The 21,055-nt window shown below is 53.9% G+C and carries 17 protein-coding genes, 1 rRNA gene and 1 other RNA gene; 1 reads left to right on the top strand and 18 read right to left on the bottom strand.

What is annotated here, in order from left to right; translation table 11 throughout:
• Positions 1-88: 88 nt before the first annotated feature.
• From PSTEL_RS00995 to rpoE, 16 genes are all read right to left on the bottom strand, one after another.
• Positions 89-1,643 (bottom strand): 16S ribosomal RNA (locus tag PSTEL_RS00995).
• A gap of 264 nt (positions 1,644-1,907) precedes the next feature.
• A complete protein-coding gene (locus PSTEL_RS00990) occupies positions 1,908-2,174 on the bottom strand; it encodes a pro-sigmaK processing inhibitor BofA family protein (RefSeq protein ID WP_038692969.1) in 267 nt (88 codons plus the stop codon).
• 22 nt (positions 2,175-2,196) lie between these two features.
• Positions 2,197-2,454, bottom strand: coding sequence for a hypothetical protein (locus tag PSTEL_RS00985; protein WP_038692968.1), 258 nt, complete (start codon positions 2,452-2,454; stop codon positions 2,197-2,199).
• Between the two features lie 211 nt (positions 2,455-2,665).
• Positions 2,666-3,265: a recombination mediator RecR gene (gene recR, locus PSTEL_RS00980; RefSeq protein WP_038692967.1), complete on the bottom strand. Its 600-nt coding sequence runs from the start codon at positions 3,263-3,265 to the stop codon at positions 2,666-2,668.
• Between the two features lie 36 nt (positions 3,266-3,301).
• On the bottom strand, positions 3,302-3,613 hold the full coding sequence (locus PSTEL_RS00975; RefSeq protein ID WP_038692966.1) for a YbaB/EbfC family nucleoid-associated protein: 312 nt from the start codon (positions 3,611-3,613) through the stop codon (positions 3,302-3,304).
• A gap of 45 nt (positions 3,614-3,658) precedes the next feature.
• Complete coding sequence (gene dnaX / locus PSTEL_RS00970) at positions 3,659-5,431, bottom strand: DNA polymerase III subunit gamma/tau (protein ID WP_038692965.1); 1,773 nt, start codon at positions 5,429-5,431, stop codon at positions 3,659-3,661.
• Between the two features lie 137 nt (positions 5,432-5,568).
• Positions 5,569-5,836, bottom strand: an RNA gene (gene ffs / locus PSTEL_RS26605) — signal recognition particle sRNA large type.
• Between the two features lie 157 nt (positions 5,837-5,993).
• A complete protein-coding gene (gene rpmE, locus PSTEL_RS00965; protein WP_038692964.1) occupies positions 5,994-6,191 on the bottom strand; it encodes a 50S ribosomal protein L31 in 198 nt (65 codons plus the stop codon).
• A 124-nt stretch (positions 6,192-6,315) separates the two neighbouring features.
• Positions 6,316-7,590: a radical SAM family protein gene (locus tag PSTEL_RS00960; RefSeq protein ID WP_038692963.1), complete on the bottom strand. Its 1,275-nt coding sequence runs from the start codon at positions 7,588-7,590 to the stop codon at positions 6,316-6,318.
• A gap of 44 nt (positions 7,591-7,634) precedes the next feature.
• The gene (gene rho / locus PSTEL_RS00955; protein WP_038692962.1) at positions 7,635-8,996 is read right to left on the bottom strand and encodes a transcription termination factor Rho; all 1,362 of its coding nucleotides are present in this window, start codon (positions 8,994-8,996) and stop codon (positions 7,635-7,637) included.
• A 429-nt stretch (positions 8,997-9,425) separates the two neighbouring features.
• A complete protein-coding gene (locus PSTEL_RS00950; RefSeq protein WP_038692961.1) occupies positions 9,426-10,679 on the bottom strand; it encodes a UDP-N-acetylglucosamine 1-carboxyvinyltransferase in 1,254 nt (417 codons plus the stop codon).
• Between the two features lie 406 nt (positions 10,680-11,085).
• Positions 11,086-11,937: a class II fructose-1,6-bisphosphate aldolase gene (gene fba, locus PSTEL_RS00945; RefSeq protein ID WP_038692960.1), complete on the bottom strand. Its 852-nt coding sequence runs from the start codon at positions 11,935-11,937 to the stop codon at positions 11,086-11,088.
• A 327-nt stretch (positions 11,938-12,264) separates the two neighbouring features.
• On the bottom strand, positions 12,265-12,651 hold the full coding sequence (locus PSTEL_RS00940) for a response regulator (RefSeq protein WP_038692959.1): 387 nt from the start codon (positions 12,649-12,651) through the stop codon (positions 12,265-12,267).
• A gap of 349 nt (positions 12,652-13,000) precedes the next feature.
• The gene (locus PSTEL_RS00935) at positions 13,001-14,452 is read right to left on the bottom strand and encodes an IS1182 family transposase (protein WP_038692958.1); all 1,452 of its coding nucleotides are present in this window, start codon (positions 14,450-14,452) and stop codon (positions 13,001-13,003) included.
• A 183-nt stretch (positions 14,453-14,635) separates the two neighbouring features.
• Positions 14,636-16,243 (bottom strand): CTP synthase, encoded by a 1,608-nt coding sequence (locus tag PSTEL_RS00930; protein ID WP_038692957.1) that lies wholly within the window; start codon positions 16,241-16,243, stop codon positions 14,636-14,638.
• Between the two features lie 296 nt (positions 16,244-16,539).
• The gene (gene rpoE, locus PSTEL_RS00925) at positions 16,540-17,109 is read right to left on the bottom strand and encodes a DNA-directed RNA polymerase subunit delta (protein ID WP_038692956.1); all 570 of its coding nucleotides are present in this window, start codon (positions 17,107-17,109) and stop codon (positions 16,540-16,542) included.
• 355 nt (positions 17,110-17,464) lie between these two features.
• On the opposite strand from rpoE, the gene PSTEL_RS00920 reads away from it, so the two are divergent.
• Positions 17,465-18,655, top strand: coding sequence for a S8 family peptidase (locus tag PSTEL_RS00920; protein WP_038692955.1), 1,191 nt, complete (start codon positions 17,465-17,467; stop codon positions 18,653-18,655).
• Between the two features lie 139 nt (positions 18,656-18,794).
• On the opposite strand, the gene argS is transcribed toward PSTEL_RS00920, so the two are convergent.
• Both argS and PSTEL_RS00910 read right to left on the bottom strand, forming a co-directional pair.
• Positions 18,795-20,480 carry an arginine--tRNA ligase gene (gene argS / locus PSTEL_RS00915; RefSeq protein ID WP_038692954.1) on the bottom strand — a complete coding sequence of 562 codons (1,686 nt, stop codon included), beginning with the start codon at positions 20,478-20,480 and terminating at the stop codon, positions 18,795-18,797.
• Positions 20,477-20,920: a YwiB family protein gene (locus PSTEL_RS00910; RefSeq protein WP_038699896.1), complete on the bottom strand. Its 444-nt coding sequence runs from the start codon at positions 20,918-20,920 to the stop codon at positions 20,477-20,479. Before PSTEL_RS00910 ends, argS begins: the two co-directional genes overlap by 4 nt.
• Between the last annotated feature and the right edge of the window lie 135 nt (positions 20,921-21,055).

Here is a 21,055-nt window from a genome sequence, read left to right as displayed (position 1 = left end):
GAAACCTGATTTTTTGAATGTCATCTCTGCGGATGACGAGCATATGCTCTCGATGTACGCTTTCCTGCAGAAAGCTTGTACTCCATAGAAAGGAGGTGATCCAGCCGCACCTTCCGATACGGCTACCTTGTTACGACTTCACCCCAATCATCTACCCCACCTTCGGCGGCTGGCCCCCTTGCGGGTTACCCCACCGACTTCGGGTGTTGTAAACTCTCGTGGTGTGACGGGCGGTGTGTACAAGACCCGGGAACGTATTCACCGCGGCATGCTGATCCGCGATTACTAGCAATTCCGACTTCATGCAGGCGAGTTGCAGCCTGCAATCCGAACTGAGACCGGCTTTATAAGATTGGCTCCACCTCGCGGTTTCGCTTCCCGTTGTACCGGCCATTGTAGTACGTGTGTAGCCCAGGTCATAAGGGGCATGATGATTTGACGTCATCCCCACCTTCCTCCGGTTTGTCACCGGCAGTCACTCTAGAGTGCCCAGCCTGACCTGCTGGCAACTAAAGTCAAGGGTTGCGCTCGTTGCGGGACTTAACCCAACATCTCACGACACGAGCTGACGACAACCATGCACCACCTGTCTCCCCTGTCCCGAAGGCCTACGCTATCTCTAACGTATTCAGGGGGATGTCAAGACCTGGTAAGGTTCTTCGCGTTGCTTCGAATTAAACCACATACTCCACTGCTTGTGCGGGTCCCCGTCAATTCCTTTGAGTTTCAGTCTTGCGACCGTACTCCCCAGGCGGAGTGCTTACTGTGTTAACTTCGGCACCAAGGGTATCGAAACCCCTAACACCTAGCACTCATCGTTTACGGCGTGGACTACCAGGGTATCTAATCCTGTTTGCTCCCCACGCTTTCGCGCCTCAGCGTCAGTTACAGCCCAGAAAGTCGCCTTCGCCACTGGTGTTCCTCCACATCTCTACGCATTTCACCGCTACACGTGGAATTCCACTTTCCTCTTCTGCACTCAAGCCATCCAGTTTCCGATGCGACCACAGGTTGAGCCCATGGTTTAAACACCAGACTTAAATCGCCGCCTGCGCGCGCTTTACGCCCAATAATTCCGGACAACGCTTGCCCCCTACGTATTACCGCGGCTGCTGGCACGTAGTTAGCCGGGGCTTTCTTCTCAGGTACCGTCACTTCTCTAGCAGTTACTCTAGAGAACGTTCTTCCCTGGCAACAGAGCTTTACGATCCGAAAACCTTCATCACTCACGCGGCGTTGCTCCGTCAGGCTTTCGCCCATTGCGGAAGATTCCCTACTGCTGCCTCCCGTAGGAGTCTGGGCCGTGTCTCAGTCCCAGTGTGGCCGTTCACCCTCTCAGGTCGGCTACGCATCGTCGCCTTGGTGAGCCGTTACCCCACCAACTAGCTAATGCGCCGCAGGCCCATCCCTCAGTAACAGATTGCTCCGTCTTTCATCCTCTCCTCAGGCGAAGAAAGGAATTATCCGGTATTAGCTACCGTTTCCGGTAGTTATCCCAGTCTGAAGGGCAGGTTGCCTACGTGTTACTCACCCGTCCGCCGCTAAGTGGATCGGGAGCAAGCTCCCTCACCACTCCGCTCGACTTGCATGTATTAGGCACGCCGCCAGCGTTCGTCCTGAGCCAGGATCAAACTCTCCATTAATGAAAAGCTGATTTGCTCATTTTGAATCTGACGAGAATTAAATTCTCTTAATACTCACTCGTTGTTCAGTTTTCAAAGATCAAAGTCTCATTCGCTACTTTATCGTGTCTCATGCAGCGACCTTTATAATATATCACAGACTCTTTGTTACCGTCAAGAACTTTTTTTATTTCTTATTTTCATCATGCTTGTCGGCCGGTGTCGACTTTTATCTTCCCCGAAGAGCCGAATATTAATGTATCACATATTCATCTTCATCGTCAACTACCCAAATAAGGTAACTTTCAATCCCAACAGTACGGCAACCCCAGGCAAGCCTAATACGGACACTGTTCCAATCGTGGCAGGATTCAGCGGAATATACAGATCCCCCGCCAGACGGGTAAAATCAACCAAATATAAGCCGATCGCCGCCAGAACCAGGTGGGAGCCGAACAGGCCCAGCCACCTCCATCCCAGTCTTTTTTTCAACACAATCGCAATCAATAGAACCGCCGAAATCACCAGTACTGCCAAAGCCGCCGTTCTCAAGCGTCGTCCTCCTCCTTTTCCATTATCGATCCTGAAGCTGATTGCGTTTCAAACCGATCATTTTGGCATGCTTGAGGTGAATCTGATACTTGCGCTCTGCCGCTTCCAATATATATATCGCATAGTCAATCTGGTCCTGACCTATAGCTTCATCGAACATCAGATGGGCTCTCTCCCACTCCATATGCGCCTTCCTCACCTCAGCAAAAACGTCCCAGCCTTCGTCACTGGCCTTCTCTTGCCCGCCGACTTGGCGGCGCAGCGCACTCCACCAGCCCATCCCGCTTCCCCCTTCGTTCGGTGATTGCAGCAGAAACAGCCGTCTCTCCTACACTCTCATTCATATCAGGACAAGTACGAACTTAGAACCAGAAGGCGCAGGAAACTCCGCACTCTCGGGAAAAAGGGGCTGTGGACTCATATAGTCGCTCTAGCACAAAAAAAAGAGAAGCCCTGCCAGGCTTCCCTTCTCAGACATTTCTACTATTCGGTTAAAAAAGCTCGCGCCGGCCCTCCAGTGCTTTGGACAGCGTCACTTCATCCGCATACTCCAAATCGCCGCCAACAGGCAGACCATGAGCGATACGGGTTACTTTGAGTTCAAAAGGACGCACGAGTCTGGAGATGTACATCGCCGTGGCCTCCCCCTCGATATTGGGGTTCGTCGCCAAAATGAGCTCCTGTACCCTCTCGTCGCTGAGCCGGTTCAGCAATTCCTTCAGCCGAATATCATCCGGGCCTACGCCTTCCATAGGAGAGATAGCGCCCTGCAGTACATGATAATAGCCATTGAATTCCTTGGTTCGCTCCATGGCGACGAGATCCTTGGAATCCTGCACCACGCAAATGACTGAAGCATCGCGCTTCTTGTCCTGGCAGATCCGGCAGGGATCGGTATCCGTAATATTGCAGCAGACCGAGCAATAATGAAGATTGCGCTTCACGCTGACGAGCGCTTTGGCGAAATCAATCGTATCGTCTTCTTTCATGTTCAGCACATGGAAAGCCAGCCGGGCGGCCGTCTTCGGCCCGATACCCGGCAAGCGGGTAAAAGCGTCGATCAGCTTGGCAAGCGGTTCGGGATAATACAATAGGGTATCTCCTTTATGATGAGCTTAACACAGACCTTAGAAGAGGCCCGGAATCTTCATGCCTCCGGTGAATTTGCCCATATCGGCGTTAGCCAGCTCCTCGGCTTTGGTCAGAGCGTCGTTGACTGCCGTAAGAACCAAATCCTGCAGCATTTCCACATCATCCGGATCGACGGCTTCCGGCTTGATTGCAATCGCCAGCACTTTCTTGTGTCCGTTAACCTGAACGGTTACGACCCCGCCACCGGAGGTTCCTTCTATCGTCTTGCTGCCGAGCTCTTCCTGGGCTTTCAGCATCTGCTCCTGCATTTTCTTCACTTGTTTCATCATTTGATTCATATTATTCATACATATCTCTCCTTTGGGCAGCCATTTAGCCGCCGATATTGGGCCTTAATCTTTTATGACAACGAGGTCCTCGCCGAACAGCTGAATGGCTTCATCAATCCAAGGCTCCTCGGAAGCCTCTCCGTTCTCGTTCTCGTGCTCATGTTCCAGTCGCAGCTCTTCCTTATCCAGAGGCTGAACCGACTTCGTCTGAGCCTCATTCCAGTCCCGGAGCATGACGGTAACCAGCCGGTAAGGCTTGCCAAGGCGAAGTTCCAGCACTCGCTCAATCACCTGCTTATTGGCCGCTTTCTCCGTGGTCTCCCGGTGTATCGTATTCTTGAAGGCGACGAGGACGGCGTCCTCGGTGACGGAGACGGGTTCTCCATCGACGAACCAGGCATGCACCGTAACCTTCTCTTCCTTGACCCCCTGAAGCACCTGTCCCCACATCTTAAATACCTGGGCAAAGTCGCCGCTGTCCTTACCCGCCATGAACTTATCCATCTGCGGAGGCAGCTTCGACACGGAAGAGATGCGCGGCGCGGCAGCGGGCCGGCTGTTGGCCGGCTTGGAGGATGTCTCACGAGCGCCGGCAACTCCTCCGGCTTGAAGCGCCTGCTCCAGCTTCTTCTCAAGGGCGGCAATTTGCCGCTTCAACGCCTCCAGTTCGCTTCTGTCACCCCCGGAAGGGCGGGAAGGAGCTGAAGCTGCCGCGGCAGCGCTTCCGGGAGCGGAGGACATGGCGTCATCTTCAGAAGGACTGCATAGCTTCATGAGCGCCACCTCGAACAACGTCTGCGGATGTGTCGCATACTTCATCTCGCTCAGATAGCGGTTCAGCGTATCGACGATATCGAACAGCCGGGCCTGGGTGAAGGCTGATGCCACATCAAGGAACTCCGCAGGATTCAGCACTCTGTCCGTCAGACCGGAGGAGTTCGGCACCATTTTAATCATCAGAAGATCCCGGAAGTAATACAGAAGGTTCTCCAGACATTTATCGGCGCTCTTGCCCTCATGCATCAGCTGCTCGACCAGTTCAAGCAGTTGGCCCATATCCCCAGCCAGAATAGCTCTTGCGAGCTTGGCGAATTGCTCTGCCGGAATGCCCCCGGTCATACCGAGCACCTGCTGGTACGTAACCTGCCCGTCCGTGTAGGAGGAAATCTGGTCGAGAACACTCACCGCATCACGCATACCTCCATCTGACAAACGGGCGATATACTGCAGAGCCTCATCTTCTGCGGAGATTCCTTCCTGGTCACAGATGACCCTCAACCGGGCCGTCTGTTCGCCAAGCGAAATTCTGCGGAAATCAAAGCGCTGGCAGCGCGAAATAATGGTTGCCGGGAGCTTATGGGGCTCCGTTGTCGCCAATATGAACATGACATGCGCAGGCGGCTCCTCAAGCGTCTTGAGCAGAGCGTTGAAAGCCTCCGTAGTCAGCATATGCACTTCATCAATAATATACACTTTGCGCCGCACTTCGGTCGGCGCGTACTTCACTTTGTCCCGAAGGTCGCGAATTTCTTCCACACCCCGGTTGGACGCCGCATCAATCTCCTGCACATCCATCACAGCGCCCGAAGCAATGCGCAAGCACGAGGGGCACTCATTGCAGGGTTCCGGACTCGGACCCCGCTCGCAGTTCACCGCTTTGGCGAGCACCTTGGCCGCCGTAGTCTTGCCGGTGCCTCGCGGACCGCTGAACAAATAGGCATGAGAAACCCGCTGCTCGCGGATCGCATTCTGAAGCGTCTGGATAATGTGCTGCTGTCCCACCATATCCTGAAAAGACTGAGGCCGCCAGGCACGGTACAACGCAATGTGTTCCAATTCTGCATTACCCTCTTTCAGCGCCGCTTCCTGGGCGTTAATCGCTACTTGAATTATACTATATTCTCCGCACCATGACCAAAAACAAAAAGCATCCGTCGCATATGCGATAGATGCTTGTTATCGTATAGGTTAAACCGCGCACCTGTTATTGATGACCGCGATCCAAGCGGCACCCCTGTGCGGCTGCTCGGGCTAGGCCACCCTCCGGCACAAAAGCAAACTTGCTTATGGCTGCTTCCTTCCGGACCTGACCAGGTTCACAAGCGCTCATTGCGGAGGACCCAACCGTCAACACAGCGCATAGGGACCAAACCTCACATCGACGGCACCTCTAACAGGAATTCAACCTCGCTATAGCGGATTGCGAGTTACAGGGCACCGCTACCTCCCCGTCTAGCACGGCGAAGTTAAGTATATCCTACGCCGACTTAAAAAGTCAACCGGACAAGAAGATATAAGCAGCGGCTCCAGAATCGGCCAGCAGTCTGCTCCGTTTCACCACAATAAAACCCTCCAGGCCAAAGGGCCGGAGGGTTTATGACCGAGCGGTAAGCCCGGATTAGATACCGTATTTCTTCTTGAATCTGTCGACGCGGCCGCCGGCATCCAGGAATTTCTGTTTGCCTGTGAAGAACGGATGGCAAGCGGAGCAAATTTCGACGCGCAGGTCCTGTTTCACAGAGCCGGACTCGAAAGTGTTGCCGCAGGCGCAAGTAACGGTTACGACGTTATATTTCGGTTGAATAGCGTTTTGCATTTTGATTTCACCTCTTTTGCCCTGAGCCTCATGCGGACCCAGAGTTAATATAAGACACATGAGGTAGTTTATCACGAACCTTGGACTGAGGCAATACTTTTCCTTGACAAATCAGCCCCGCCGTTTACTTGACGACCGCCCGCTTCGGGCGCGCCTCTCCGGCAGGCGGCACATGGGTATAAGAGCCGATGACAACATCCGGCAGTTCCTCCCGAAAAATCTCCAGCATCGTCTTCATGCCGAGAATCTCGCCTCTTGCCGGCGGAATCAATTCCAGGTAGCTCTCCGGGTCAATGTTAAGATTCCGCATCTGAATCAGCTTCAGGCCGGTCCGCTTCACAAACTCGATCATAGCCTCAATCTCTTCCTCCCGATCGGTTACGCCGGGGAATACGAGATAGTTGATCGATGTATAGACACCTTGGGTCGATGCGTATTTGAGCGATTTTTCCACATTGGCAAGCGTGTAGGCCCGGGGCTTGTAATAAGCGTTATAGTGATCGTCAAGCGCACTGATCGTACTCACCCGCATCAAATCAAGGCCGGCGTCCACAATTCCGCGCATATGATCGCTGAGCCCCGCATTCGTATTGATGTTGATATAGCCCATATCGGTTACCGAACGCACCTCGCGGATGGCGTCGATAATAAGCTTGGCCTGAGTCGAAGGCTCACCCTCGCAGCCCTGGCCGAAGCTGATGATCGATTCCGGTGTCTTCAGATGCTCCAGCATGACCTGAACAATCTCATCGACCCGGGGGCGGAAATTCATCCGCGTCTGCGGAGAGACGAACCCGCTGTCATCCGGCTGCTCCGAAATACAACCGAAACAGCCTGCGTTGCAGGAATACGATACCGGAACGCCTCCTTCCCAGCGGTTCAGGAATGTATTGGACGAGGTGAGGCATTCATATCCCAGGGCGCAGTTCGTAAGGTGACCATACAGCCGATTCTCCGGATATTTGGCGGTCAGGCTCTCCACACCGCTGCGGACGGCGGCGCGGTCGCAGTTCATAGGGTTCCATTTATGGGGATCGTCGGTCGGATCGGCAGCCACATAGAACCCCCCGTCCTTCCACACAACCGCCGAATAGCCGAAGAGCGGCAGCTTGTAAGCCTTGTCTGTCTTGACATAGCCGGGCAGGCACAGGCGTGTAAAACCTTGGGGGAGCAGGGCGCCGACCGCATGGCAGTCTTCCGGAAGCGGCAGCATTTCACCGGTCTCCGGATTCATTCCGACGGCTCTCGTACAGGGCAGTAGAGACAATGTCGCCCCTTCGGGCAGCGGGATCAACTCTTCCTCCAGCAGTTCGACAAGCATATCTCCGCTTCGGGCCAGTCCATACAGCTCCGGATGATCATATACGTTTCCTTGCCCGTCGGCATATACTAAATGCATGGTAATCTCCTCTTAATATGATGAATAAGTACTCTCGGTTGTCATCAGGTCGTCGTTGTAACAGAAGCCGTCTTCGGGCGAACCGGACGCCGCGCGGAAGCTCCGCTGTTCGAGGTTCCTCCTGCACTGGCCGAGGCGCTCGCGCTGCCGGATTCCTTGTTGCCCGCCACATCGAAAGAAGCCAAGAATTCGGCATTGGTCTTGCTGTCTCTGAGCTTCTTGATAAAATTCTCCACAAAATCGAACGAATCGTTCATGCTCTTGCGGATCGACCAGATCGTATCCAGTTCTTCCTTGGTTAGCAGCACTTCCTCGCGCCGTGTACCGGAGCGGCGAATATCGATAGCCGGGAAAATGCGGCGTTCCGCCAGCTTGCGGTCCAGATGCAGCTCCATATTCCCCGTACCTTTGAATTCCTCATAAATTATATCATCCATTCTCGAGCCTGTATCAATAAGCGCTGTTGCCAGAATGGTCAGACTGCCGCCTTCCTCGACGTTCCGGGCGGAACCGAAGAAGCGCTTCGGACGGTGGAACGCAGCCGGATCGATACCGCCGCTAAGCGTTCTGCCTGACGGGGGAACGACCAAATTGTACGCCCGCGCCAAACGGGTGATGCTGTCGAGCAGGATTACCACATCCTTCTTGTGCTCAACGAGACGGAGCGCACGCTGAAGCACAAGCTCCGCCACCTTGATGTGGTTCTCGGGAAGCTCGTCGAATGTGGAAGCCACCACTTCGCCCTTCACGGAGCGCTGCATATCGGTAACTTCCTCTGGTCTTTCATCAATCAGCAGAACGAACAGCTCAATCTCGGGGTTGTTGTTGGAAATGCTGTTGGCAATCTCCTTCAGCAGGAGCGTTTTGCCCGCTTTGGGCGGAGCTACGATCAATCCGCGCTGGCCCAGGCCGACCGGCGCGAGCAGGTCCATGATGCGGGTGGACAAGTGGGTAGGTGAAGCCTCCAGCGAAAGCTTATCCTGCGGATAAAGCGGTGTCAGCGCCGGGAAATGCAGACGTTCGGCCGCGCTTGCGGGGTTCTCTCCGTTAACGGCGTTAACCTGAAGCAGCCCGAAGTAACGCTCATTCTCTTTGGGCGTCCGGCATTTGCCGGATACCAGGTCTCCTGTCCGGAGATCGAATTTGCGGATCTGTGAAGCTGAAATATAAATATCCTCCGCGCTTGGCAGATAATTGATCGGTCTAAGGAATCCATAGCCTTCCGGCAAAATTTCGAGCACGCCTTCCATAAACATCAAACCGCTTTGCTCGGCCTGCGCCCGCAGAATGGCAAAGATCAGCTCTCTCTTCTTCATTTGCCCATAATAAGGAATCTGGTACTTCTTGGCCAGCTTATACAGCTCGGTCAGCTTCATTTCTTCCAAATCGGAAATTTGAAGATCCATGTAATAACCACCTATTCAATTTAAATAAAATCGCAAAAAGAGATACTCAAATAAAAGATCGCTTAAAAATCTGGCATGTCAGAAAATAGGTGACAATTTGCAGAGGGTAGGTGTGCGGCATCCGCAAAAAGCGGCTAAGATGGCCGTCAGGACTCATGTGCTGAAGGCGCACGCCTGCATGTAGAAGCGAGGAATCGGTTGCATAATCGGTAAACCTGTAATGATAGTGCAAGAAGTGATTTCGCTTAACTGTTTCAAGTATGGAAAAAATCCTCATTAGGATAGCATTACCCAAAATGGGGAAAGATATGCAGCAGAGGTTAAATCTTTTTTTTGGGAAACGGGGAAAAGGAATGACACGGGCGGAGGCTGCCGTATGGCATATCCGCTCCGCATGCGTTCCAATTATGATGTACGAGGCCGAAGAGGCTATTCTTCCTCCCGCCATACCTCAGCACCCAGTCTGCGAAGGTTGGGTACCAGATTATCATACCCGCGATCGATGAACTCGACCCCGGTGACTTCCGTAATTCCGTCTTCCACGGTAAGTCCGGCAATCACGAGAGCCGCGCCGGCTCTGAGGTCGGCCGCCTTAACCTTGGCCGCATTCAATCTGCTGCCTTCGATAATGGCCGATCTTCCTTCAACGCGGATCTTCGCGCCCATGCGAAGCAGTTCCGGAACATGCTTGAACCGGTTGCTGTAGACAAAATCGCTCAGCACGCTCACGCCCTGCGCCTGGGTCAGCATCGTTGTCATCGGCGATTGCAGATCCGTGGCAAATCCCGGATAGACGAGCGCTTTGACATCGGCTGGCTCATAGACAGCCCTGCCAATGACGCGGATGCTCTCATCCAGTTCCTCCACTTCCACGCCCATTTCCAGCAACTTGGCTGTCAGCGCCTCCAGATGCTTCGGGATGACGTTGTCGATAACGACATCTCCCCGGGTAGCTGCGGCAGCGATCATGTACGTCCCCGCCTGGATACGGTCCGGAATAATGGAATGACGGCAGCCGTGCATTTCCGATACGCCTTCAATCCGGATGGTTTCGGTTCCGGCGCCCTTGATAACGGCGCCCATGGAGTTAAGCAGTGTGGCAACATCTATAATCTCAGGCTCTTTAGCCGCATTTTCGATAATTGTAGAGCCTTTGGCACGTGAAGCCGCCAGCATAATGTTAATCGTCGCGCCGACACTGGACACATCCAGATAGATTTTGGCGCCTTTCAGTTCCTTGGCATGCAGATGAATGGCTCCATGCTCGTTCGACACTGTCGCCCCGAGCGCCTCAAAGCCCTTGATATGCTGATCGATCGGTCTTGGCTCAAAATTGCAGCCGCCCGGCAGTCCGATGGTTGCCTCTTTGAACCGGCCGAGGAGCGCTCCCATCATGTAATAAGAGGCGCGCAGCTTCTTCACGGGTCCATTCGGCATAGGGATGGAGACAATGCGGGAGGGGTCGATCACCATCTGGCTTCCTGACCATCTCACCTCTGCTCCAAGATCCTGCAGAATTTCGGAATACACAGCCACATCGCTAAGGGAAGGCAAATTATCCAGAGTAACTTCAGACTCGGCCAAAATCGCCGCCGGAATGAGCGCGATTGCACTGTTCTTCGCACCGCTGACTGTAACCATGCCCTTCAGCGGTCGTCCGCCGCCAATCATTAACTTTTCCATCGATTAGTTGGTTCCCCCTAGATGTACTGCCGCTGCCCGGCAATACGAACCGCGGCTTGCTGCATGACTGTCCGCGCACATCGCAGAAATACCTTGCGATGCACCACAGCGTGCCGAATAACAAATAATAAAGTAAAGATCGCACGGAAGAAACGACACACCTGCACAATATCCGGTGTTCCGCCATTAAGCTGTATATAATAACGATCTTTCGAGGATAAACGCCTGGCGGCGACTAGTAGATGACGGGCGTTTACAGGGAATATAAGGCCAATAGTAAGCACATCGCTTATAAATCCTTATATTTATAAATGGAAAGACACCGACTATGCGGTGTGCTCTCCATTATGAAACTATTCAGTTCATTATAACCGAAACGGGCGGAAATGCCCAATGTCTGTTGTTCTTACGCTTTGTTGCTGGAGCCGAATTCGCGGATCTTGCCGATAACCGTTTCCTTGATGGCTTCACGGCCCGGTTGGATGAAGGTACGAGGATCGTAGGCGTCCGGTTTAGCCGCAAGCACTTCACGGACAACCTTCGCGAAAGCAAGCTGGTTCTCGGTGTTCACGTTGATCTTGGAAGTTCCCAGGGAGATGGACTTCTTGATATCATGCTCAGGAATGCCTGTACCGCCATGCAGAACGAGCGGAAGCTTAACTGCGTCGCGGATTTCTTCCATTTCCTTGAATCCGAGGTTCGGTTCGCCTTTGTAAGGGCCGTGTACGGAGCCAAGAGCAGGAGCCAGAGTATCGATGCCAGTCTTGGCGATCGCTACGCAGTCTTCCAGTTTGGCATACATGATGCCGCCGACAACGTCATCTTCCTGTCCGCCGACAGTACCAACTTCGGCTTCAACGGAAACGCCTTTGGAATGAGCGTATTCAACAACCTTCTTGGTCATTTCAACGTTCTCTTCGATCGGATGGTGGGATCCGTCGATCATAACAGAAGTGAAGCCTGCGTCGATAGCTTCCTTACATTTGTCGAAGCTCGAACCATGGTCGAGGTGGATAGCTACCGGAACGGTAATTTTCAGATCGTGGATCAGGCCTTCAACCATTTTAACAATCGTGTAGAAACCGCTCATATGACGTGCTGCGCCTTCGGATACGCCAAGAATTACAGGAGATTTCTCTGCTTCTGCTGCGCTCAGAATCGCTTGTGTCCATTCCAGGTTGTTGATGTTGAACTGACCTACCGCATATTTGCCTTCCAGAGCTTTGTTCAACATTTCTGTCATCGATACCAATGGCATAAATTCATCCTCCTAAAGATGGTTTCTCGCTTATTTGTAAGCCGACATCACATACAGGCATATTATAGCACAACCTGTCTCAAAACCTAAATAGGTTATGCAAAAAAATGTCCCGGCGGGACGAAATTTATCCACCCCTGTTTCCGTCCTCATCTCTTCCTTCCTTTATTACCCATTGCGGCGGGGTTTATCTACTCCATGTCAGCTTTCTCCTGCGCGGAAAAAGCCGTGTCCATAGCTCCTGTTCAGGCCATCCGAACATATACATCCCCCTGCTGAGGGTAGCACAAAAAGGACTCCGGCTCATTCGGAGCGGAATCCCAGACCTTAGCTGCATTGATCGATAGACCCGGTCCGCAGATGGAGATTAACGGCCACCCGCATTTCATCGATATCGAACGGCTTGGTGAAATGCATGAGCGCTCCCAGCTTGGTCGCCTCCTTGATCATATCCAGCTCGCCGTATGCCGTCATCATGATGACCTTGATCGCCGGATCGATCTCCTTAATATGCTTCAGAATCTCCAATCCGTCCATTCCCGGGATTTTCATGTCGAGAAGAACCAGGTCGGGGCGGTCGCTGTTGACGATATCCAATGCCGCTTTGCCGTTAGCCGCCTGAAAGGTTGTATAACCTTCGCTGTTGAACACCTCCATGAGCAGGATTCTTATCCCGTTCTGGTCATCGACGATTAACACTTTCTTCTTATCCATTTGTAAACCTCCCCCGAATATAGAGCCCTCTATGCCTGTTGCGCCCGCCTTTCCTCTCCACCAATCCATTCGTTGAACTATTATTCGTGCTTTGCTGTCAGATTCCTGCTAAATGGTAAAATTGCGTCTATTAATTCCGCAAAATAGCACGAAAGGGAGATTGCAGAAATTTGATATTCGTCTTTATCTATTGGCAGATTTGCGAAAAAAAAGGGCCCCCGTTAGTTAGAGGCCGCTGAAGAACTTACAGTTTTTCAATCTTGGTGAGAAGTGAATACGTAAAAAAGACATCCATTCCCAGTATATGGGGGAGGGTGTCTTCTTTTTAGGGGCGTATTGCTCCTTATCCTTACTCTGCTATCTTTAATATTCGTTTTAGGTTTACAGCAAATATGGCCATCGCACCTTGTAACTGCATGCCAAGCAGACCCGAGGATATCGCTACATCATACCCGTGTCCATGTTTAAGCTCACTGTTCTTCGCTTCAATTTTGTAACGTTCCTTCGCTTTTGTCTTAAAATACTCCGTTTCCTGGAACGCCATCTGCTCCGTGTGCTCTTCAGATTTAATCGTTACGGAGTAGGTCTTGCTCTTGGCTCCTTCTTTGTAGCAGCCTTCCCTAAGCGGGCAACGCTTGCATTGATCCACATCAAAATAATAGGTAGTCTGCTGGTTTTGGCCCTCGCCCTTCTTGCCTTGCCGAGCCTTCCGAATGGCCATGTGTCCAGCTGGACATACGTACATGCCTGCATCTTTGTTGAACAAAAATTCGTCTTCTTTCTTTCGCGCGCCCTGCGTAATGAGCGGATTTAGTTTGGAAACCAGTTCAATTTCATTTGTTTTCGTGTAAGCAATATTTCCTTTTTCTGAATAGGCTGTATCCCCAATCACCGTTTTGACCTGCATGCCAGCCGCTACGCTCTTTTCGATGAGCGTCTGCAATTGCTTGCCGTCATTCTGTTCGCCTGTTGTAATTACAGCCGCTGTAATGATCCGTTCTTCGGTCATCGCAAGATGAGTTTTGTATCCAAAAAACGCGGAATCTGCACTCTTATGTCCCACGCGCGCATCCGGATCTGCCGCCAAACGAAGCTGCTCAACATCATCCGCAACCGTTTCTTTTAGCAGGTTGAGCGGCTCCAGAATTTTGGGCACCTGTGCAATGCCGCTCTCGTTTTCGATGAAGTGGACGAGTTTTTGGCAGTATGTAAGTTCATCCTCGAGTTCGCTCGTCGTATTCTTTGCCGGCATCTTGGCCTTGGCCGATTCATCCATGGTATACACGGCTTTTCGTAATTTACGTGCACGGTCTTGCAAAATTTCTTGGGGCGTTTTTTGGTTGTAGCGTGCTTTCGTATGCGTTGCGTCGACGATGATGGAGTTGCTCTTCAGGATATTCTGCTCGATGGCAAGTTCTACGGTCTTACCAATGAGCATGTCCAAGAGATTCATGTCTTTCAACCGCAGTTTACGGAATTTCGTCAGAGAACTGGGGTCGATTACCGAGTCTTCTGGTGCCATGCCAAGAAAAAATTTGAACGAGAGGTCGTACTTTGAACGCTCAACAATATCTACGTCAGACAATTCAAAGATTGCCTTCAGAAGCAAGTATTTAAACATGCGAATAGGGTCAATGGCGTTGCGTCCATTGTCCAAGCAGTATTTCTTTTCGAGTTCCTCGTATATGAAAGTGAAGTCCACCAAATCGTTAATTTGACGAAGCATATTGTCCTTTGGTACAACGATGTCATACAATGCCGCGTAAGGACTCAGGATTAAAGTTTGTTGTTGCCGTATCATCCGCACTCACCCGCTTTTCGTTATGACTCCATTATACAGAAAAAGGTACAGCCTCTTCAATTTAATTGAAAGACTGTACCTTTTTCTATGAGATGGACTTTTTCAGTGGCCTCCGTTAGTTAAGGAGGCCCTTCTCTTCATCTTCATGCTGACTTCATCCGGCGGTCAATCCGGGAATGTTCCTTACAGCTGCTCCGCATGAACCAGCGAAGCTTTGACAAACTCGCGGAACAGCGGCTGCGGACGGTTCGGACGGGATGTGAACTCCGGATGGAACTGTACGGCCAGGAACCACGGATGTCCCGGAAGCTCCACGATTTCGACGAGACGTCCGTCCGGGGACGTTCCGGAAATCAGCAGGCCCGCTTTCTCGATCTGATCACGGTAGGAGTTGTTAAATTCATAGCGGTGACGGTGGCGCTCATAGACAAGCTCCTCTCCATAGCAGGACATAGCCAGGGAGCTCGGCTGCAGCTTGCAGGGATAGAGTCCCAGACGCATCGTTCCGCCGAGATCCTCGATATCCTTCTGCTCGGGCAGAAGGTCGATAACCGGATGCGGAGTGCCCGGATCGATCTCGGAGCTGTTGGCCCGGTCCAGTCCAAGAACGGAACGGCCATACTCGATAACCGATACCTGCATTCCCAAGCAAATGCCGAAGAACGGCACGCCCTTCTCGCGGGCATAGCGGATCGCGGAAATTTTGCCCTCGATCCCCCGGTCGCCGAAGCCGCCCGGCACTAGAATGCCGCCGACGCCGCGGAGCCTGTCTGCTACGTTCTCGTCGGTAATCTCCTCGGCGTTCACCCAGCGGATCGTCACTTCGGAATTCGCGTCAAAGCCGGCATGGGAGAGGGATTCCACTACGCTGAGGTAAGCGTCATGCAGCGCCACATACTTGCCGACGATCGCGATTTCGACGTTCCGTTCCAGCTTGTTGATGCGCTCCAGCAGACTTTCCCATTCCCGCATATCCGGCTTGGGCGTCGTCAGCTTCAGATGATTGACGACAATCTCGTCAAGTCCTTCATCCCGCAGATTCAGCGGAACTTCGTAGAGCGTCGAAGCGTCGCGGCATTCCACAACCGCGTTCGCATCAATGTCGCAGAAGAGCGCAATCTTGGCCTTCATGTCTGCGGACAGCTCGTACTCGGTCCGGCAGACGATCACGTTCGGCTGAATGCCGATGCTGCGCAGCTCTTTGACACTGTGCTGGGTCGGCTTCGTCTTCACTTCACCCGCTGCCTTGATATAAGGAATGAGGGTTACGTGAATGTACATCACATTTTCCCGGCCGATATCGCTCTTGATCTGACGGATGGCTTCCAGGAACGGAAGGCTCTCAATATCGCCGACGGTGCCGCCGATTTCCGTAATGACAACATCCGAACCCGTCTCGCGGCCGGCGCGGAATACCCGCTCCTTGATTTCATTCGTAATATGCGGAATAACCTGTACCGTACCGCCCAGGTATTCGCCGCGTCTCTCCTTGCTGATGACCGAGGAATAGACCTTGCCGGTCGTGACATTGCTGTTCTTGGACAGGTTAATGTCGATGAACCGCTCATAGTGGCCCAGGTCAAGGTCCGTCTCCGCTCCATCGTCCGTTACGAACACTTCGCCGTGCTGATAAGGGCTCATGGTTCCCGGGTCCACGTTGATGTACGGATCGAATTTTTGGATGGTCACTTTAAGACCTCTGTTCTTGAGCAGCCTGCCCAGCGAAGCGGCGGTGATTCCCTTGCCAAGGGAGGACACGACGCCACCCGTTACAAAAATGTACTTTGTCAATGCATTAACCCTCCTAAATAATATCCGTAAATTCAGGCGACGTTTGATGTTATCGTAACCCGTTTGCGCTATGGCAAAACGAAAAAATAAAAAGCCGCCTTCCTTCGCCCAGGGGAGCCTTAAACCGTATATTCCGGTATCAAAGCGCTATTTAAAAAACAAAAAAGTGACACCCGCAGAACCGGGGGCACTTTTTATTTTTGAAAATATAGAATTGACTTTCATCATAAGCCCAACAATTAGTTTACCCTGTCGGCTTTATCAATGTCAAGGAAGAATTATCACCCATTTCGGGCTTAATACTTATCCTCGTCGTCCTCGTCAGAATCCCCTTCTTCTTCCGGGTCATCTTCGGATTCTTCGTCGTCCTCGTCGATTTCTTCGTTGTCCATTTCCTCGTCGTCCAGCACCACGTCGTCGTCAACTTCCTCTTCGCTGTCATCGTCGGAGTACAGATCGTCGCGATCCTCGTCGATGGCATCGAAATCGTCGTCGTCGCCGGAGTAGTCTTCTTCTTCGGTAAAATCATCATCGTCGAGATCGTCATCCTCGTCATTGATGATGCGCGGACGCTTGGAATTGGCCACCGGATCATCGGAGCGTTCCAGCGGATACCAGCGCTTCAAGCCCCACAGATTCGTTCCGACGCAGGCAAAACGGCCGTCGATATTGATTTCGGTATATAACTGGGCAATCGTATCGTTGATTTCCTCTTCGCTCATGCCGCGCATCTTGGCTACCTCAGCCATCAGATCGCGGTAGTAGAACGGCGTATTGGCCGCTTTCAAAATCAGAAAAGCCAGGTCGACCATCGGCATTTCTTTGATTTTCTCGGGATCGAGCTTCAAATTAAGTGGTGTACTCAATTTAATGGGACACTTCCTCTCACGCTTATATCCATTAACAAACCTAAGTAAAACCTATTTGGGAACAAAATGCAAGTCCAATCCGGGCAGCTTGTCCAAGCGCCGGCCCGGTCTTTTTCCACACATGAAAAGGCGGAGGAAATCCTCCGCACCTGACTGTATCCGCGCCAAGGATAAGCTCCTTGCGGCTTGTGCTGCGCAGGAGGGCTGTAGCCTCCTTACGTTATTGTATGTTCCCGGCATTCGTTTGACACGACAGGCGGCCCATTTCGCCAAAAAAGGGCAAGTTCCCATGCGGCCCCCGCCCCGTTCACATACCATATGGAAGCAAGGCAACAAGAGGGGATGGCTGACTATGGACTATTACGCTTTTTGGCAGTCGGTGCATGAAGAAATCGCGGCCGGCCCCTACGGGGAACGGCGCATCCTCACCTTCCATAACTCCCGTCAGTATGCCGGCGCACTCGCACAGTTGAAGCAGCTGAAGGCGCGGCGTACAGGACTTCGCAAAGTTAAAGCCTCCCCGCTGATCCGGGCCTTCATCGTTCCGGCTGCCGGAGCCTTCAAGCTGATGCGCAAATACGCCAGCCTGATCGCCGTTGAGGAAGATTCGCGAATTCAGATCCACTCGTACTCCTCATCCTCCGTCGCGCAGACTCCCCCCTCCTCCATTCCCTGGGGCGTCCGGGCCATTCGGGCCCCGGAGGCCTGGTCCAGGTCCACCGGCGTTCATGTCAAAATCGGTCTGATTGACACGGGCGTCGATTTCCTCCATCCCGACCTAAAGGCCTCTCTGGCCTCGGGCATCAATCTGCTGCACCGCGGCATGCTGCCCATCGACGACAATGGCCATGGCACCCATATCGCCGGAACGCTCGCCGCCTCAGGCGGCCTGAAGGGCATGATGGGTGTCGCCCCAAGAGCCGTCATCGTACCTGTCAAAGCCTTCGATCACAGCGGAGCCGCGTATGTCTCGGACATCGTGCTTGGCATCGACTGGTGCGTGCAGAACCGGATCGATCTCATCAATATGAGCTTCGGCATGAAGACCCGGAGCAAGGCGCTGCACGAGGTGGTCGTCAAAGCCTACCGGGCCGGCATCCCGATCATCGCCTCCTCGGGCAATGACGGCAAGCGCGGCGGCGACTATCCGGCCCGTTATCCGGAGACGATCGCCGTAGGCGCGATCGACCGCAAGCGGCGCGTCGCGTCTTTCAGCAACCGGGGCGGCTATATTGATGTTCACGGCCCGGGCGAAAAAGTGAGCTCCTGCTGGCTGAAGGAGAGCTACAAGGAGATGAGCGGCACCTCCATGGCGACCTCCCATGTAACGGGAGCCGCCGCCCTGCTGCTCGCCCTGCGTCCCGGGATTACCCCCCGGGAGCTGAAGCTCGCCCTGCGCCGCAGCACGGTGCCGCTGCTGCTGCGGGGGGGCCAGAAGCGCGCCCGGCTCGGCGGGGGCGCGCTCGACGCCGTGCGCCTGCTCCGCATCGGCACACGCGCCAAAGCCGGCGCCCGCCGTGCGGAGCCGGGCGCCCCGGAATAGCCCGCCGCGCATGTTCGGCGGGCGCTTGACGCAAGAAAGCCGCTCCCGCGCTGAAGGATCAGATGCGGGAGCGGCTTTCTTGCATGGGCCGGGCGCCTTCCGGACAGGAAGGCCGGCCCGGCGGCGGGACGTTCGCGCCCTACATGCGGTCGGGCGCGCTCACGCCAACGAGGCGCAGCACGTTGGCGATGGTCTGGCGCACGGCGCCGAGCAGTGCGAGGCGCGCGAGCGTTTGGGCCGCGTCATCGGTGATGACGCGCTCCGCCTTGTAGTAGCTGTGGAAGAGCGAAGCCAGCTCGTACACATAGCGGATCAGGCGATGCGGCGCGTAGCCGTCGGCGGCAAGGGCGATCTCGGACGGCAGCTCGCCGATCTTGCGCAGCAGCGCGTACTCGTGCTCCGTCGACAGCTTCGAGAAATCGACGGCTGCCGGGTCCGGCAGCGCAACGCCTTGCTCTTCGGCCTGGCGGAAGACGCTGCAGACGCGTGCATGGGCATACTGCACGTAGAACACCGGGTTCTCGTTCGAGGTCGAAACCGCGAGATCCATGTCGAAGTCCAGATGCGAGTCCATGCTGCGCATGGTGAAGAAATAGCGAATCGCGTCGATGCCGACCTCGTCCATGAGATCCTCCATCGTGACCGCCTTGCCGGTCCGCTTGGACATCTTCACCTTCTCGCCGTCCTGGAACAGGCTGACCATCTGGGCGATCAGCACGACCAGCTTGTCCGGATCATTGCCGAGCGAGGCCATGGCGGCCTTCATCCGGGGGATGTAGCCGTGATGGTCGGCGCCCCAGATGTTGATCATTTTATTGTAACCCCGTCCGTACTTATCACTATGGTACGCGATGTCCGGCGTCAGGTATGTGTAGGTGCCGTCGTTCTTGATCAGCACGCGGTCTTTGTCATCCCCGTACTTGGTCGTCTGCAGCCAGGTCGCGCCGTCCTGCTCGTACACCTCTCCGCGGTCGCGAAGCTGGTCCAGCGCACGCAGCACCTGGCCGTTCTCATAGAGCGATGTCTCGCTGTACCAGATGTCGAAGGAGACGCGGAACCGGCCCAGGTCGCGCTTGATCTTGTCGAGCTCCTTCTCAAGACCATAGTTGCGGAGGAGCGCGGCGCGGTCGCCCGGCGCCATCGCAAGCAGCGAGTCGCCTTTCTCGGCTACAAGCTCTTTGGCGAAGCCTTTGATGTCCTCGCCATGGTAGCCGTCCTCCGGCATCTCGGCTTCCTGTCCGAGCTCTTGCAGATAACGGGCCTCGATCGATTTGCTCAGGTTGTTGACCTGATTGCCCGCATCATTAATATAGTATTCGCGCGTTACCTCGTAGCCCGCGAAATCCAGCACGTTGCACAGCGCATCGCCTACGGCAGCGCCGCGGGCATGTCCCAAATGCAGGCTTCCCGTCGGGTTGGCGCTGACGAACTCGACTTCGACCTTCTGCCCCTTGCCCGTCTCGATCCGGCCGTAATTGTCTCCCTGCTCATGGACAAGCGCGATTACCGGATAGAGGTACGATTTCGACAAGGTGAAGTTGATGAAGCCCGGTCCGGCGATTTCCGCCTTCTCGATCGACGCGCTCTGCGTATCCAGATGCTCGATAATGGCTTCGGCGATCTGCCGCGGATTCCGCTTCGCGATCTTCGTAAGCTGCATGGCGGCATTAGTCGCCAAATCGCCGTGCGACTTGTCTTTCGGCACTTCCAGCACAAATGCCGGAAGCTCCTCCCGCTGGACAAGACCTGCGGCTACCACCGCGTCGGCAATGGCCGCCTGCACTTTTTCATGAATCAGGGCAAGCGGATTTTGACTTTGTGTCATACTAAAGGTTCCTCCTGTATATGCAAACTAATGGCGAACTGTCCCGACGGCTCGTCGTAGACGAATAACTCATACTCCCAGGAAGCCGTCAGCGAACGTCCTTCACGCGCAATGCCAAGTGCGCTCGTCTCGGTGGAGAGATTAAACTGGATATAGGGAGAACGGTAAAATCCCGGAAGCCGGCTTCCATGCCGGAAGGACTGCTCGGACTGCACGCCGCCATGGCGGATAATCCGGATTTCGTCTTCCATGATTTTAACCGTTGTCCGAACCGCCTCTGCCTGTCCTTCCGGTCCCTCTCCGGGCTCTTCGAAACGGATGAACAGCTGCCGCCCCTTAATCACGGCTTCGCCGCTGACATTCAGCACATTGGCCTCTCCCTCGTGCCGACTGGCAAGCGTAACGGAAACGCCGTATTTATCCGGACGTTGATCAGACATTTCGGGCACCTCCACTTCATTGGCCTGCTTCGCCTTCACGATCAAGCACGGGCATCTTCCATTGTACTACTATATCCAGTTCGCCGGAGCAATTCAATCGCCAGATTCCATGAACATTGCAATATTGCCGCTTCA

Origin of the sequence: Paenibacillus stellifer (assembly GCF_000758685.1) — a bacterium.
In the GTDB taxonomy this organism is placed as follows: Bacteria; Bacillota; Bacilli; order Paenibacillales; family Paenibacillaceae; genus Paenibacillus_AQ; species Paenibacillus_AQ stellifer.
Note: the sequence above shows the minus strand (reverse complement) of the source record. Positions and strands in the feature narration are given on the sequence as shown.